Source organism: Nostoc sp., from assembly GCF_036917575.1.
Lineage (GTDB): Bacteria > Cyanobacteriota > Cyanobacteriia > Cyanobacteriales > Nostocaceae > Nostoc.
In genome coordinates this window covers 1-15,606 of sequence record NZ_JBALDC010000032.1, presented here as the reverse complement: position 1 = coordinate 15,606, position 15,606 = coordinate 1, and the positions used below count along the sequence as shown (strand labels likewise).

General features: G+C 40.9%; 15 protein-coding genes and 2 pseudogenes. 14 read left to right on the top strand and 3 right to left on the bottom strand.

Annotated features, from left to right (window positions below):
- Positions 1-51: 51 nt before the first annotated feature.
- Entirely contained in the window at positions 52-321 is a 270-nt protein-coding gene (locus V7K79_RS07715) for an alpha/beta hydrolase (RefSeq protein ID WP_335046257.1), read from the bottom strand.
- Here V7K79_RS07715 and V7K79_RS07710 point away from each other — a divergent pair.
- Positions 320-679, top strand: coding sequence for a hypothetical protein (locus V7K79_RS07710; protein ID WP_335046255.1), 360 nt, complete (start codon positions 320-322; stop codon positions 677-679). The two genes, V7K79_RS07715 and V7K79_RS07710, sit on opposite strands and share 2 nt — an antisense overlap.
- Positions 680-1,641: 962 nt before the next feature.
- Here the strand turns inward: V7K79_RS07710 and V7K79_RS07705 are convergent.
- On the bottom strand, positions 1,642-2,190 hold the full coding sequence (locus tag V7K79_RS07705; RefSeq protein ID WP_335046253.1) for a hypothetical protein: 549 nt from the start codon (positions 2,188-2,190) through the stop codon (positions 1,642-1,644).
- 589 nt (positions 2,191-2,779) lie between these two features.
- Here V7K79_RS07705 and clpB point away from each other — a divergent pair.
- From clpB to V7K79_RS07685, 3 genes and pseudogenes are all read left to right on the top strand, one after another.
- The gene (gene clpB, locus V7K79_RS07700; RefSeq protein WP_335046251.1) at positions 2,780-5,398 is read left to right on the top strand and encodes an ATP-dependent chaperone ClpB; all 2,619 of its coding nucleotides are present in this window, start codon (positions 2,780-2,782) and stop codon (positions 5,396-5,398) included.
- Positions 5,399-5,563: 165 nt separating this feature from the next.
- Positions 5,564-5,985 (top strand): annotated as a pseudogene (locus tag V7K79_RS07690) (glycosyltransferase).
- Positions 5,985-6,437, top strand: coding sequence for a hypothetical protein (locus V7K79_RS07685; protein ID WP_335046248.1), 453 nt, complete (start codon positions 5,985-5,987; stop codon positions 6,435-6,437). Before V7K79_RS07690 ends, V7K79_RS07685 begins: the two are co-directional and overlap by 1 nt.
- 228 nt (positions 6,438-6,665) lie before the next feature.
- Here V7K79_RS07685 and V7K79_RS07680 read toward each other — a convergent pair whose 3' ends face one another.
- Positions 6,666-7,223, bottom strand: a complete 558-nt coding sequence (locus V7K79_RS07680; protein ID WP_335046246.1) for an SRPBCC family protein — start codon at positions 7,221-7,223, stop codon at positions 6,666-6,668.
- Between the two features lie 555 nt (positions 7,224-7,778).
- Between V7K79_RS07680 and V7K79_RS07675 the strand changes: the two genes are divergently transcribed.
- The 10 genes and pseudogenes from V7K79_RS07675 to V7K79_RS07630 all read left to right on the top strand — a co-directional run bounded on the left by V7K79_RS07675 (position 7,779) and on the right by V7K79_RS07630 (position 15,537).
- Positions 7,779-7,973 carry a hypothetical protein gene (locus V7K79_RS07675; RefSeq protein ID WP_335046243.1) on the top strand — a complete coding sequence of 65 codons (195 nt, stop codon included), beginning with the start codon at positions 7,779-7,781 and terminating at the stop codon, positions 7,971-7,973.
- A gap of 279 nt (positions 7,974-8,252) precedes the next feature.
- Positions 8,253-8,417, top strand: a complete 165-nt coding sequence (gene rd, locus V7K79_RS07670; protein WP_335046242.1) for a rubredoxin — start codon at positions 8,253-8,255, stop codon at positions 8,415-8,417.
- Positions 8,418-8,466: 49 nt separating this feature from the next.
- A complete protein-coding gene (locus tag V7K79_RS07665; protein ID WP_335046258.1) occupies positions 8,467-9,702 on the top strand; it encodes an NAD(P)/FAD-dependent oxidoreductase in 1,236 nt (411 codons plus the stop codon).
- A 430-nt stretch (positions 9,703-10,132) separates the two neighbouring features.
- On the top strand, positions 10,133-11,215 hold the full coding sequence (locus V7K79_RS07660) for a hypothetical protein (RefSeq protein ID WP_335046239.1): 1,083 nt from the start codon (positions 10,133-10,135) through the stop codon (positions 11,213-11,215).
- Positions 11,216-11,348: 133 nt separating this feature from the next.
- Positions 11,349-12,401 carry a UDP-3-O-(3-hydroxymyristoyl)glucosamine N-acyltransferase gene (gene lpxD / locus V7K79_RS07655; protein WP_335046237.1) on the top strand — a complete coding sequence of 351 codons (1,053 nt, stop codon included), beginning with the start codon at positions 11,349-11,351 and terminating at the stop codon, positions 12,399-12,401.
- Positions 12,402-12,627: 226 nt separating this feature from the next.
- Positions 12,628-13,540 (top strand): annotated as a pseudogene (locus tag V7K79_RS07650) (IS630 family transposase); the annotation flags it as partial.
- Between the two features lie 391 nt (positions 13,541-13,931).
- Positions 13,932-14,123, top strand: a complete 192-nt coding sequence (locus V7K79_RS07645) for a hypothetical protein (protein WP_335046235.1) — start codon at positions 13,932-13,934, stop codon at positions 14,121-14,123.
- Positions 14,083-14,463, top strand: coding sequence for a hypothetical protein (locus V7K79_RS07640; RefSeq protein WP_335046233.1), 381 nt, complete (start codon positions 14,083-14,085; stop codon positions 14,461-14,463). Before V7K79_RS07645 ends, V7K79_RS07640 begins: the two co-directional genes overlap by 41 nt.
- A gap of 502 nt (positions 14,464-14,965) precedes the next feature.
- Positions 14,966-15,214 carry a helix-turn-helix domain-containing protein gene (locus V7K79_RS07635; RefSeq protein ID WP_292800641.1) on the top strand — a complete coding sequence of 83 codons (249 nt, stop codon included), beginning with the start codon at positions 14,966-14,968 and terminating at the stop codon, positions 15,212-15,214.
- A 194-nt stretch (positions 15,215-15,408) separates the two neighbouring features.
- Positions 15,409-15,537 carry a hypothetical protein gene (locus tag V7K79_RS07630; protein WP_335046231.1) on the top strand — a complete coding sequence of 43 codons (129 nt, stop codon included), beginning with the start codon at positions 15,409-15,411 and terminating at the stop codon, positions 15,535-15,537.
- The last annotated feature ends 69 nt before the right edge of the window (positions 15,538-15,606 follow it).

Below are 15,606 nucleotides of genomic sequence, written 5' to 3'. Positions count from 1 at the left end.
TGCTGCAATGAATCAATTTAAACCCTCTTATGCTTCTGGATGATTTAGCTCCTAAACTACTTGCTTATTCCGGAAAGTGACAGAAGAGGGATAACGCTCTAGTTTAGCCTTTGATGGCCAACTATAAAATGCCATTCTTACCGACGGAATCTTTAAATCACAACCTAGTTGCGCTCCTCGTAAAGCTGCTGCTTCAAAACTGATATTATACCCATGAATAAATATTAAAGCGTAACATTCATTTGATTGTTCTTGCTGTAAAGTTGTTTTTACCTGAGACCAAAAAATCGTTTTAGAAAATAAACTAGCCAGTCTACTCATGGATGCACAGGCAATGAATTATCTCCAGCAAACACATACTGCTGTCTGGAATGAAAAAGACCGTACAACGCGTGATGCATTGATGCAAACTATCTATGCAGACGATATAAAAATGTATGACAAGGATTTTATCCTTACCGACATTAGCGCCGTTTCTGACTTTATCAACAAGCTATTTGCGGACGATGCTAATTTCAATTTTGTGGCAACAAAACCGATGGAAAGTACGCAAAATGGGGCTCGGTTATTCTGGGATATTCAGACTGGTTCCCAGCCGAATGTCTTAACCGGCATGGATTTTTTTGTCATAGAAAATGGAAAAGTAGCCCATCTGTTTGTTTTTATGGATGCTCAATAAAGGGTTGCAGCAGCTAGCATAATTCCCACTCGCTGGGGATATTAATTGAAAGGAGATCACATTCGATAGTAAGCCTACAAAGTTACCTGCTGCCCTACCACACGTATCGTTTTCTCTTTTTGGGAACTATAACTAAAGGTTTAGAGGATAGGAAATGTTGGCAAAAAATCCAATTCGTTGGCGGCAAGTTCTGCTAGTAACAACTTTAAGGCATATTCTATGAAGATTTTAAACTCCTAAAAAAGAAAAATATCCCAATATTTTTGGAGCGCTTAAATAACGTAAACTATGACAACCATTGAAACTTATTTATATATTTGGTCGAGTCAAAAATTTTGGTGTAATCCGATATTGACAACATAAACACTCCTTTTTATATTTAAAATCCTTTCAAAATTTTTAAATTATTCAATATTTTCAACAATCCATTGAGCAATCGCTCTCGTAATGGCTTCCTGTTATTTCATATTTTTATCTATGCAAATTATTTGCAAAGCCTTGTAATTATCTATTGGAATGCAAACATTGATTTGTCTAAAGTCTGGTGATTCTCCTCTATTTTCGGAAATTTTACCCGTTGCTGTAAGCATCATAATGGTTAAAAGTTGTAATACTAGTAACTGGAGTTTAGACTAAAGCAAGCAAAAATAGCTCAACATCTAAACCAATTGATTCCATGTTGAACAATTTTTTTCACTATTTAGTCTAAACTCCAGTAATAAAACATACAACTAAATTCTTTTCTACCCACGACTGGAATGCTTCAGTTGTTCAACCGGGGGATATTAGAGCTAATTACGGGCAGTGTATGCCATACAGTTGGCTTTGCTTAAAATTAAGGGGGTACACCCGTCTTTTTTAGTTACGGCTAGGAAGGAGCAAACATTTTTGTACTAAGCTTTTTGTACTAAGCAGTTTTACCTGTTACACCAAATAGGTTTTTTGGTGTAACAGGCGTACACTTACTGCAAATCTACTTGTTTAGACTGTGATGCTACCAGGGTAATGGCAAACTTAGTCCCTGGCTTAAAGTCTGCAATAGTTGCATTATATTGCAAGGACTGGTTTGCTGGTAAGTAAGATGGTCCCCCGCAAGATACATTTAAATCCGTACCATCCTGAACTTTTAAGTTAGAACAGCCATAAATGACTGCTTTATTGCCTTCATTATCGATTTTGCTGATCTGAAGGCTTTTAACAACCCCAGTTACATCCGCAGGCAAATTTATAATAGCTCTTTTAACCCTCAGAGCTTGTGATAACTTCATCGCGTTAGCACTGAAGCTACATCCATCGGCATTGTTAACTATCACAGTCGGTGGTAGAACATCGATTTCATTGGGATCTTTTGGATCTGGTATTATTTTTACATCACCTACGACGGTACAATCTGACTTGATAGGCGCAGTCAGTGAATCTGCAATTGCCATTCTAGGAAAGAAAGTTGCACAAATTACGAGTAAAACAGCAAGAACTCCAAAAATCTTCTTGGAATATTTGAATCGATTCATTATTTTTCCTCTTTAAGTAAGTAGATGTTGGAAAAACCTCTATTTAAAGGAATATTCAGTAATTTTTTGATTAAATATGCAAATATGCAATTTGATTTTCAAAATTAGATTTTTCTGCGGGTGTAGACATCCCCAAAGCACCGCAAAAGTTTTCGGATTACTAGCACGAACATTGATTTCCTGCATTGTTGGATTAGCTGCTAGTTTCCAACTCCAGCACACGCAACACTTGTTCCTCCAGCGCTGTCAAGTAAGTACGATTCGGCTTCTAGGGCGACTCCAAAAACCTCTGTACCGACTCCTAAGCGCTCACTGGAATAAACCCAACTAAGGCGAGCGATCGCCTACGTGAGCGCTTGCGCCATCGCACACAAGAGCGCATCTGCTGATATTCCGCAGACAGGTAATTGAAATCCACATAGGAAAATCGGAACTAGGGGAAAATACCACTTTTACAAGATGTGAACACCGATCTAGGCGATCGCTCCCCTCTTCATACAATATCTATTGAGAGCAGAAATTATCTTTATTTGGTGTTCTGGTGGTAGCCTCTGACAAGCTACTGCGCCTCTACTTCCTGAAAAAGCCTATGCAACCTACTAATCCTAACCAATTTACAGAAAAAGCCTGGGAAGCGATCGCTCATACCCCGGATATTGTAAAACAATATCAACAGCAGCAAATTGAAAGCGAACACCTGATGAAAGCGCTGCTAGAACAAGATGGTCTAGCGACTGGCATTCTTACTAAGGCAGGTGTTAACTTGCAAAAACTGCGCGATCGCACTGAACAATTTTTCCAACGTCAACCGAAAGTATCTGGTACTAGCAGTTCTGTCTACTTGGGACGCAGCTTGGATACACTCTTAGATCGGGCAGACGGATATCGCAAAGAGTTTGAAGATGAATATATTTCAATTGAACACTTATTACTGGCTTACGCTAAAGATGACCGTTTTGGCAAAGGTTTATTCCAAGAATTTGGTTTAGACGAAGGTAAGCTAAAAAATATTATTAAACAAATTCGTGGGAGTCAAAAAGTGACTGACCAAAATCCAGAAGGCAAATACGAAGCACTGGAAAAATACGGGCGTGACCTTACAGAAGCTGCACGTAAAGGTCAACTCGATCCAGTGATTGGGCGGGATGATGAGATTCGCCGCACTGTGCAAATTCTCTCTCGCCGCACCAAGAATAATCCTGTGCTAATTGGTGAACCGGGTGTTGGTAAAACTGCGATCGCTGAAGGATTAGCACAGCGCATTATCGCAGGTGATGTACCTCAATCTCTCAAAGACTGCAAGCTAATTGCTTTAGATATGGGTGCTTTGATTGCAGGGGCAAAATTTCGGGGTGAATTTGAAGAACGCTTGAAAGCGGTATTAAAAGAAGTTACTGAATCTACTGGCAAGATTGTTTTATTTATTGATGAAATTCACACCGTTGTCGGCGCTGGTGCAACCCAAGGCGCGATGGATGCTAGTAACTTGTTAAAACCAATGTTGGCGCGGGGCGAATTGCGCTGTATTGGGGCAACAACTTTAGATGAATACCGCAAACATATCGAAAAAGATGCCGCACTAGAAAGACGCTTCCAGCAAGTTTATGTCGATCAGCCTAGTGTAGAAGATAGTATTTCGATTTTGCGCGGGTTGAGAGAACGTTACGAAAACCACCACGGGGTGAAGATTTCTGATAGTGCTTTAGTTGCAGCAGCTGTATTGTCGAGTCGTTATATTAGCGATCGCTTCCTCCCTGATAAAGCCATTGACTTGGTAGATGAAGCCGCAGCGAGATTAAAAATGGAGATAACCTCCAAACCAGAAGAACTTGACGAAATTGATCGCAAAATTCTGCAATTGGAAATGGAGAAGCTTTCGCTGCAAAAAGAAAGCGATGCCGCTTCTCGCGAACGTTTAGGAAGATTGGAAAAAGAAATTGCCGATCTCAAAGAAGAACAAAAAACTCTAAATACTCAATGGCAGTCTGAAAAAGATATCATTGACAAAATTCAGTCTGTTAAAAAAGAGATTGAACAGGTCAATTTAGAGATTCAGCAAGCAGAACGCGACTACGACCTTAACCGCGCTGCGGAGTTGAAATATGGTACTTTAACCAGTTTGCATCGTCAATTGGAAGCAATAGAAGCGGAATTGGCAAGCACTCAAAGAAGTGGAAAATCACTATTACGGGAAGAAGTCACCGAAGGTGATATTGCCGAAATTATTTCTAAATGGACAGGAATTCCGATCAGCAAGTTGGTGGAATCGGAGAAAGAAAAACTGTTGCATTTAGAAGATGAGCTGCACCGCCGCGTGGTTGGACAAGAAGAAGCAGTCACAGCCGTAGCCGATGCAATTCAGCGATCGCGCGCTGGATTAGCCGATCCCAATCGTCCCATTGCTAGCTTTATCTTCCTTGGGCCTACGGGTGTGGGTAAAACCGAGTTGGCGAAAGCATTGGCAGGGTATATGTTCGATAGCGAAGATGCGCTGGTGCGAATCGATATGTCTGAGTACATGGAGAAACACGCCGTCTCTCGCTTAATTGGTGCGCCTCCAGGATACGTAGGTTACGAAGAAGGCGGACAACTTACAGAAGCGATTCGCCGCCGTCCTTACTCAGTGATTCTCTTCGACGAAATCGAGAAAGCACACCCCGATGTCTTCAATATCTTCTTGCAAATTCTTGATGATGGACGCGTCACTGATGCCCAAGGTCATAAAGTGGATTTCAAGAACGCTATTATCATCATGACCAGTAACATCGGTTCACAGTACATTCTTGATATCGCCGGGGATAACACCCACTACGACGAAATGCGCCGTCGAGTCATGGAAGCAATGCGAAATAGCTTCCGTCCAGAGTTCCTGAACCGCATTGACGAAATCATTATCTTCCACGGTTTAGATAAGAAAGAATTGCGGCAAATTGTGCTGTTGCAAGTGGAAAGATTGCGTCAAAGACTGGGCGATCGCAAAATATCTCTGAAACTATCAGATGTTGCCCTTGACTTTTTAGCAGAAGTAGGGTATAACCCAGTGTATGGGGCGCGTCCACTGAAGCGGGCGATTCAGCGAGAGTTAGAAACTCAAATTGCTAAATCCATCTTGCGCGGCGAATTCAACGACGGTAATACCATCTTTGTAGATGTGCAAAATGAAAGGTTGTCCTTTAGCCGTTTACCAGTTGAAGTATTTACTGGATAATTACACCTCACAAATCACACACAAAAACCCGTTTTCTCACTGAAAGCGGGTTTTTGATTGTTTTAAGGAGAAAGTGGGGATTATAAATTATATTCCTAAAAATAAAAATCGGAAATTAGGAAAACTATTTTCCAATTTTCAGTCTCCTTTGCAAAGCGATAACTAATGATCAGTGTAATTACACCAGTTTATAACGGTGAGAAATTTATAGAAGCTTGCCTTCAAAATGTCATTCACCAAAATTTTGCAGAAGTTGAGCATATTATTGTCGATGGTGGCTCAACTGACAAAACAATAGATATATCAAAGACTACGCCAATCAATATTCCCACATCCGCTGGATTTCTGAAAAAGATCGGGGACAATCAGATGCGATGAATAAAGGAATTGCTATGGCGCAAGGAGCAATTATAGGTATTTTAAACGTTGATGATTTCTATGAGCCAAAGGTTCTTAGTCGTATATCAGAACTCTTTAAAACTCTACCAGAACCTAGCTTGATTGTTGGTAATTGTAATATATGGGATCGTCAAAATAGCTTAATTCGGATTAATAAACCTAAAGGACTACACCAGTTGATTTACTGATGGAAAAACGAATTAATGATGACGGCATGATTGATGCTACTTTTCCTGTAAATCCATCCGCTTACTTTTACCATAAATCCTTGCATCAAAAAATTGGAGTATACAAAGTTGAAGAGCATTATGCAATGGATATAGATTTTTTACTTAAAGCAGTTAAAGTAGCTTATGTCAAATATTTTAATGAAATATGGGGAAACTTTAGATATTATCCAGGAACAAAAACTTTTGATGATTCTATAAATAGAACAAATGAAATGCGTATTCAACAGTTATTTAAGGACTATACTAGAACACTCTCTATTATTGAGCAATGGGAGATATATTGGAATCGAATCATGATTTTTGTTCCATTAAGAATTTTCTATTTTTCTAAGTATCCGCAACGATTACCTCAATCGATTAGGAATCGATTCATGAAATCGATTTCGTTATTTATAGCTATTTTCAGGTAAATAGACCATACGGTAGGGGCGCAAGATCTTGCGCCCCTACCGTATGGTTCAAATAGATGAAAACTGCTGTAAATAGTAAATAAGAAGTGGTAGTGAAACGGCATATACAGCAGAATTCAGAATTGTCCGTTTATTCCTGCAAAAAAGCAAGCTACGCGCAGCATCTCTTCGAGAGCGTTTTGTTCGCGTAGCTGCCATCATCCTTCAAATCAGCAACACCTGAATTTTTTATTGAGTTTTACACATAACTTGTCGCATTTTACGCATATTTGCAGGTAACTCGAAATTCATCGCTTGTTGAATAAAAATAGATGGAATCGGAATTAGAGGTGTTGCTTGCACAGTATAAGCAAGTATTGTGCCATTACCACAATCTTTTAGTTCTAAATTGGCGTTAAAATCCTCAAAAGTCCCATTTACCATGCGAAATTGGATTTGCTGACCCAGAACTTCTACAACATTGAGGTAAATTTCTACTTGAGCCGTGAAAAAGAAGAAAGCTTTTTGTGCTGCTTGATACAGACGTTTGACTTCACCTTTATGTACCACCTCACTCTTGGTGATATCAGGAAAATATTGTACCCAGCGGGGATAATCAGTTAATTGCTGCCAAACGTGCGATCGCACCATCGGCAAATACATCCAGGCTGTTACCGCGCCACCTGACATCTTGTGCGATCGCGTTTCTACAAAGATTTCACCTTGTACCAGCAACTTTTGCTTGTCTTGACTCCAAGCCATATCTGAACCTGCAATAATTGAATCTGATATATAAGACGCAGACATAATAATTAAGTTACTCCTCAACTCATCCACTTAAATAGAGTTCAAACTACAAGCCAGAAAACTTGATTTATATTCAACCTATTATTAAATTAGTTCCAGTTTAATACTTATCTTTTCCGGAAAGGATGATTTTTTGGTAATTATTTCAGTTACTTTACTATAAAAACTGTGTTTCTTATCACAATTAACATAATTGATACTTCAGTAAGTTTTGTCAAAGTAATTCTTGTAGATGAAAAACTGTATTGTTAACAGCTAGAATGGCACAAACACGATTTAACATCAAGTACCTTATGCCAATTTTTTATGAAGATGCACAAAATTAAAAACAAACCGCTTTCGCGCAGCATCTCGTAGAGAAGAGCATCAAGAGCGCTGAGAATAGAAGATTAATCATTTTGTGCAGCTTAACATTAAATCGGTATTACCCTAATGTTTAGATAATATTTCTCGGTTTTTACGTGTTATTTATGATGAAACTACAACTTCATCGTAACTTAATATTTTAATTATCAATATCAAATGTAATGTCTGTTAAGTTGAGAGGAAAATTAGGTGAGTCAATCTTCTTTAAATCGTAGATTAATCCAGATTGTTGGTATACTTCTCGGCATTAGCGTTGCCGCCTGGGTACTCAGAGGTGTTGGTATTCTCACTTTTATCCCAGGTGGAATTATTTGGTTGCTACTACTTGGGGCGATCGCTATTGGGATTATCAGTTACGCCCAAAGGACATGGTGGCGTTTTTAGTCATTTGTCAGTACAGACGCGACGCCAGTCGCTATCAACGGGGGGAACCCCCCGAACCGCAACGTGCTGGCTCATTAACCCTTGTCTGTACAATAGTCATTGGTCTAAGATACAAGAGTTTTTGGTATAAACCTCGCCCCTCTTGGACGAAAAAACTTTCTTATATTTGATGATTTTCATGCCGGATTATCGTAAAGAATTGTAGTGTGGCTATTTTCACTCACTACCAGAAGTATTTAATACTGAAGCAATGCCGACAATTTATGAGGGGAAAGGAACATGGCAAAGTATATATGTACTGTTTGCGCTTATGAATATGATCCAGAAGTAGGCGATCCAGACAGTGATATAGCGCCAGGAACAGCTTTTGAAGATATATCAGATGATTGGGTATGTCCGGTTTGCGGTGCTACAAAAGACCAATTTGAACTAGTTGAAGAGTGAAGATAACCGCTAGCCTAGTAAAGTACCTGCTATTGAGACATTTTTGAACTTGCTACCTTTACAAATTGTAGTTATTGGGGGTGGGGCAGCGGGATTTTTTGGCGCGATCGCTTGTGCTAAAGCCAATCCTGACGCCCAAGTTACTTTACTCGAAGCCAGTCGTCAACCCCTAGCGAAAGTGCTAGTTTCTGGTGGCGGACGCTGCAATGTAACTCACGCTTGCTTTGAGCCGGAGGAGTTAGTGCAAAATTATCCTAGAGGTGCAAAAGCTTTACGGGGTGCTTTGACTCAGTTTGGGCCTCAAGACACAGTAGCTTGGTTTGCTGCTAGTGGAGTTTATCTCAAAACGGAAGGTGATGGCCGGATGTTTCCTGTCACCAATACTTCAGAAACCATTGTGGAATGTCTAATTAAATCGCTGGCGACATCTGGGGTAAAACTCCGTATCGGTACTTCTGTAACTTCAGTGAGAACTACCGCAGATGAAGGTTTTGATATTTTTCTGAAGTCGGGAGAGACGATTAAATGCGATCGCCTACTTCTGGCAACCGGTAGCAGCCTTGCAGGTTATAAAATTGTCCGAGAGTTAGGTCATGAAATTGAACCGCCAGTACCCTCGTTATTTACCTTCAACATTCTCGATCAAAAATTGCGGGAATTGGCTGGAGTTAGCGTTAACCCTGTCCAATTGCGGTTATCTCTGGGCGGAAAATCCCAATTGCAACAAACTGGGCCATTGCTAATTACCCACTGGGGTTTGAGTGGCCCAGCTGTTTTGAAGCTTTCGGCTTGGGGTGCGAGAGTTCTGCACGAAAGCCGCTACCAAGCCAGATTATTGATTAATTGGCTGCCTAATTTGCACCAAGAACAAGTCCGAGAAAAAGTTTTAGCAGTTAAGGATGAATGGGGAAAGAAAGCGATCGCATTGCATCGCGGCGTTGATCTCCCCCATCGTCTCTGGCAATATATCATTGCTCGTGTAGGTATTACCACAGAAGACCGTTGGGCAGAAATATCTACTAAAACCTTAAATCAACTGGTGCAAGAACTTACTCAAGGACAATATTTAATCAACGGTAAAGGAGCCTTCAAAGAAGAATTTGTTACTTGTGGCGGTGTCAAGCTCAAAGAAGTCAACTTCAAGACGATGGAAAGTCGGTTAGTTCCTGGTCTTTATTTTGCCGGAGAAATCTTAGATATTGATGGCGTTACCGGTGGGTTTAACTTCCAAAGTGCTTGGACAACCGGTTATTTAGCAGGCGTAGCAATGGCGACTAGTGATTAGTACTACCACAGGGATTATGGCAGTTTAAAACAGTTAGTAGTAAGCACTTTAGTGTTTACCAAGTTGAATATCTTATACCATTTCACAAACTTAATTGTTAATCATCTAATTAGTACAAAATGGCAAAAGTCTACTCTTATAGCAGGAGGCAGGAGGCAGGAGGTAAAACTATTGCTAACTCTCTTCTTTCACTCTTTCCAAGTGTCCTAACCTGTGTGACTACGGCTATAAAACTTGTTACCAAGAGTATCTCCGTGTTCACCTCACCACATTTACCAATTCTTTAGGAATAGGCGATCGCTACCTAGCTATATTTACTTATCAAAATTCATAATAATTATCTAGCATTTCCCACCTTGCCACTCCACATTCATACCAGCCACCCTAGAGAAGACAAATTTTTGCGGGTGTATTACTTTTTTCATTTATTATGAACACTGATAAAAATATTGCGTCTGAAGTCACGTTGCAAGGTAGCCAGTATATGCTGCATGGCTTTCCAGTGCTTGGTGTTCCTGATGAGGAGCGTGCTGTCAAATACTTTAGCCTTAATCCATTTCTGCCAAACGCCCAGAATCGTTGCCCAATTGAATGTGCCTATTGTGTCTGTCATCAAGACCGTGAATGGCATCATTATCCACAAAATTTTCAAGATGTCTCAGCTCCAGTTGACCTGCTCGATCTTTTGCTAGACCGGATTTTTGCTAGCCAAGAGGGACAAAAGGGTTTTCCGATTTCACTGTGCGATTACTCTGACCCTTTTATTCCAGCCCATCGAGAACGTGTATTATCAATTTTGGATGCACTGATTGACCGTAAAGCTGCCAATATCATCTATATCACTACCAAAGTCCATCCCGGTCAATCTTTTCTAAAGCGCCTCAAAACAACTTTAGAGCGGTCTCATTCACTTCGAGTCACTGTCTTTGTTAGTCTACCACCCTTGAAACCAGGCTATGAGCAAGCCTCAATTCAGAGCCGGGTACAGTTGCTGCAAGATTTAGTAAACCTTGGCATTCCCTGTTGTTGGTATCTGCGTCCACTGGTTGAAGAGTGGTTTGATGAAGCTTTAATGTGGCAATTAGCACGGACACTATTGCCTCATGTTTCCCGTCACGTTATTCTGTCTGGGCTTGTGATGTCTGAAGAGATTGAAGCCAGTCTGTTAAAACAGGAACTAATCGTTCCAGAATGGGATCGTACACAACCAGGACGTAAGGAATACTTGTCATTGGAGTTCGAGTCAAAACTGCGTTCAATTCTCAGCACTGTTGCTAGCGAGCAAAATATTTCTCTCGGCCCGGTGATGGGACATCGGCTATGCGGTACTAACGGCAATCATGCATACGGCTGCTTGATTTGCGCTAAACAAAACCGTTATTGCCAGCTTTTTCAACTTCATCACTATGGTGAAACGATCGCTACCGAAGATAATCAACGTCTCAAGACGCTATTGAGACAAGATTCAGTGAAAGTAAGCTCACGAGAGCCATCAACACAAGAATGTCACTAAAGTAATCCAACCTGAAGTGAATTTAGAAACTGTCTGATTGTCTCACCGCTACGCGTCTACAAAATTATTGTATTGGAGCATAAAGAGGGAAAATTATCTTGCGATTGTAGATCAATTTTGAACACACCCAACAATGAAATTCAGCGAAATCCTCCATCAATTTGGTGACGCGGCCACCAATCATAGCCTGACTAGCAATCCAGACCAAGACCTAGAAATTACAGGGGTAGCAGCCATTGATGAAGCTACCAACGGTACGCTCAGTTATGTAGAAGGTACAAAATTTGGGTCTTTTGTGGGCAATACCAATGCTAGTGCTTTAATTTTGCCCCAAGACGAAAAATTACAGGCGCTTGCACAAGAAAGAGGTATTGTCTGGCTAGCAACTCCAGATCCACGATTATTGTTTGCCAAAGCGATCGCACTTTTTTATCAACCATATCGCCCTACCCCAGAAATTCATCCCAGCGCTGTAATTCACTCCACCGCAAAAGTTGGTAGTGATGTTTATATTGGCCCCCATGCTGTGATTCAACAAGGGGTAGAAATTGGCAATGGTGCAATCATTCATCCGAATGTAGTGATTTATCCAGATGCCAAAATAGGCGATCGCACCACCTTACACGCCAACTGTACCATCCACGAACGCACCCGCATCGGTGCAGATTGCGTCATTCACAGTGGTGCTGTCATCGGTGCAGAAGGCTTTGGTTTTGTTCCTACCCGGACAGGTTGGTTCAAAATGGAACAATCAGGCTATACAGTTTTAGAAGACGGCGTGGAAGTTGGTTGCAACACTGGTATTGACCGCCCAGCAGTCGGAGAAACACGGGTAGGTCGCAATACAGTAATAGATAGCTTAGTGCAAATCGGTCATGGTTGCCAAATTGGTTCCGGCTGTGCGATCGCAGGTCAGGTTGGCATGGCGGGAGGTGTTCAACTGGGAAATCGCGTTATTTTAGCTGGACAAACAGGAATAGTCAATCAAGTGAAGATGGGAGATGGATCGATGACATCTGCTCAAACTGGAATTCACAACGATGTTGCACCAGGAGAAATTGTCTGTGGAACTCCAGCTTTACCTTACAAACTATATCTCAAGGTATGTGCTGTTTATGGTCGCTTGCCAGAGATGTATCAATCGCTAAAACAATTGCAACGTAAATTCAAAAATAGCAATGATTGACTTGATTTAAACCTCCATTCCCACTACTAATCTGAGTAAAGATGTGGTGGGGTCTTTTGGAGGTTTAAATGAATTTGATTTGAGTGTGGCAAATACATTCCCAACCAGGAAAATTAGCGATCGCTAATTACTCAAAGCCTTAAATAGTAAGTAGGTAGGCGGGGAAAAATCCAACTATGTTAAGATAAGTAAATACGGAAAATATATTTATTTAGTAACAAATAATATGAGCGCTCGTTTAAGGGTATTCCTGACGTATGAGCAAGACCAAACCCTGTTAAAACTGAGAACTGTGGATGTACCACAGAAAGTCAAAGACCGAGCAGAGCTAATCAGATTAAACGCACATGGTTGGTATGTCGATAAAATAGCTGCTCACTTTAATTGTACTGCACAAACAGTAAGAGAAGTTTTGCATAAATGGCAAAAATTTGGTCTGGAAAGTCTTTGGGAATTACCAGGTCGAGGGGGAAAAGCGAAGTGGAAGGAACAAGATATAGTATTTTTGGAAGAATGCCTTAAAAAAGAACCACGCACCTACAACAGCCATCAATTATCCCAAAAATTAGAAAGCGTAGGCGCAGCCCGCCGCAGGCATCGCCAAATCAAACTGAGTTCCGATAGATTAAGACGGGTACTCAAAAAAAGGGGGTCAATTGGAAACGGACTTTGAAATTGTCATAAAGGGAAGCAAAACCCCATAGCCCGATCCAACAAACAAGCCGATCTAGACATGTTAGAATTATCTGCTGCTACTAGAGAAATAGACCTTAAGTATTTAGATGAATCAGGCTTTTGTGCATGGAGCGAACCCAGCTACACTAATTACTTTAGGGGCGAACAAAAACGTTTAGAACTTCACATTGCGTCGTGGTCGTAGATTAAGTATTATCGGGTTTCTTCAACCAATAATTAGTTTTGTTTACGGTTTGGTAATTGGCGGTGTTGACCGCAAGTCCTACATCCAAATGATGGAACAAGAAGCCCAAGAAGCTCACAAGGTTGGACGCGTCAGAGTAATTGTACAAGATAACGGACCAATACATCGATGTAAAGACGTGCAAAAGCTATGGTCGAAGTGGGAACAGATGGGTTTGTACATCTTTTTTTTGCCTGCATACTGTTCGGAGATGAACCCAATTGAATTGGAGTGGCAGCACCTTAAAAAAGATGAACTATGTGGGCAAATATTCGATGATGAGTTAGACCTCGCTTACGCTGTGATTGATGGTGTCAAAGCTAGAGGCGAAAAAGGTAATTACAGTACACAACGTCTTAAATTTGACTCTAATCGCTCTGGCTAAGTTTCCGTTACATAGTTATAAACTTTCCTGCCCACCTACTTACGATCAAAGGTATTGTTTGTTTCCTTAGCCATTGTTTGCACCCTCAGTTAATACGGTTAACTGTCGATTGAGAATGCTTATTTGCTGTTGATAAAAGTCAATCTCTGCTGTGATTTGCTGGAATAATTCTTCTGGAGAAAGCGGTTGGATTTTATTTTCTATTTAATGGAAGCTGCGGTTATTTTTGATAATTTGGTGGAAAAATGAGTGGCAAGTTAGACCGTTGACCAAGCTAGACCCTGATAATCAGCCCGAAGCATGGCAACAAGCTGTAGAATCTGTCAATAGGAAAGTACCATCTCATCGCATCGTAAAAGAATGTGGTGCAAAAGATTATGAAACGCACCCAAGTACTCAATACCTACCAAATCGGTGAAGTCTGCCAAATCTTTGCCAAAGACAATCCCGAACTCAGGGGTAAGGGTGGCTGCTGGGGTATCGTTAACCATGTGGGTGAATTCAGTTGCACTGTCAAAACCTGGGATGGGGAGTACGCCATTGGCTTGCAGCACCTCAAATCTTACAACTACTTGCCTGCCGAGTGTGAGCAGATGCGGGTGATTTGCGATCGCATTGGTCGAGTGTATTCAAGTGCGCTGGAGGAGACGGTCAAAAATCTGTTGCAGTCGTTGGGAAAGCTGAATCGTCCTTATTTAACTGCGGTGGAGGACAAATTATTGACGCTTCTGGAGTCGGAGTATGGGAGAATACTCTAAACAATTTTGGCAAATTGGCATTCAATGTGTTTGGGTTGCAGTTTCAATGGAGTTAGCAACACAACAGGACAGTGAAGAAGTTGTACGAGAGAAAAGATAAAACTTCCCGCTTCTTGACATCCAGCCGGAGCCAGTTGTTTAATTGAGTGCTGTAGAACCCCTCTAGATGATTTATATAGCGCTCAACAGAGTTCAGTTAAGACTCAACAACTGGCTAGAAATAAAACCAAAGTACATAGAACTTGAACCAGCAGCACGGCTTAGTGGTTGAAATGAGCAGTCCATTGCAAAGCTTTTCTAAAACTACAGTCTGAGGGTTAACCGAGAACAGTACTATTTAAGTAGTACAAGATACTATAATTAATTAAGCATAATTACGCGACCAGCACGAGTTTAAATAAGAGATTCGGTATATTCTCGAACTTACAATTCCGGTTTCATACTACTACGATGTAATGAAATATATATCACTCATCACATAAAGTAGTAGGAATTGAGCTAAATGACCATCAAGAAACCTTTGATAATCAACCAACCAGAAGTTGGTCAGCTCATTCGAGAACTCCGTATTTGTACTGGTTTAACACAAGAGCAATTCGCCGCAACATTGGGCGTGACTTATCCGACTGCAAATCGGTGGGAAAACGGACACGCGAAGCCGTCGCCTATGGCAATGAGGCAAATTGAGTTAATACTGCAAGAGATGGGTGAGCAGGGGCAGAAACTGTTGACCAAACATTTACCAGATTAATTCTGGAAAGCAAGTTTGTTTAAAGGAGCAATACTTACTCAATTTTGGTGTGGGTGTGGGCGTTTGCAATAAAAAGCAATGCTACGGCAAGCTGCGCCTACGCAGATTTGATCTAGCAATCAGAGATTGATGAGGAAGGGGAATGATTTTCACTAAAAAAGAACTGCTGCGAGTCTATTCAGAGGGAGATGCCAGTGACTGACGTTATTATAACTGGACAAATTGTGCGAGTGCGATCGCGGCAGTATCTTGTAGAAGAAGTTCTGTTTAAACCATCTCCAGAGCAAGACACTAAAGTTAGGAGTTATGTAAAAATAACTTGAACAATTAAGTGGCAACTTTGGGTTTTATAATATAGTTCCACTCGCCATGAAAAGAATTTCGTTCGATTG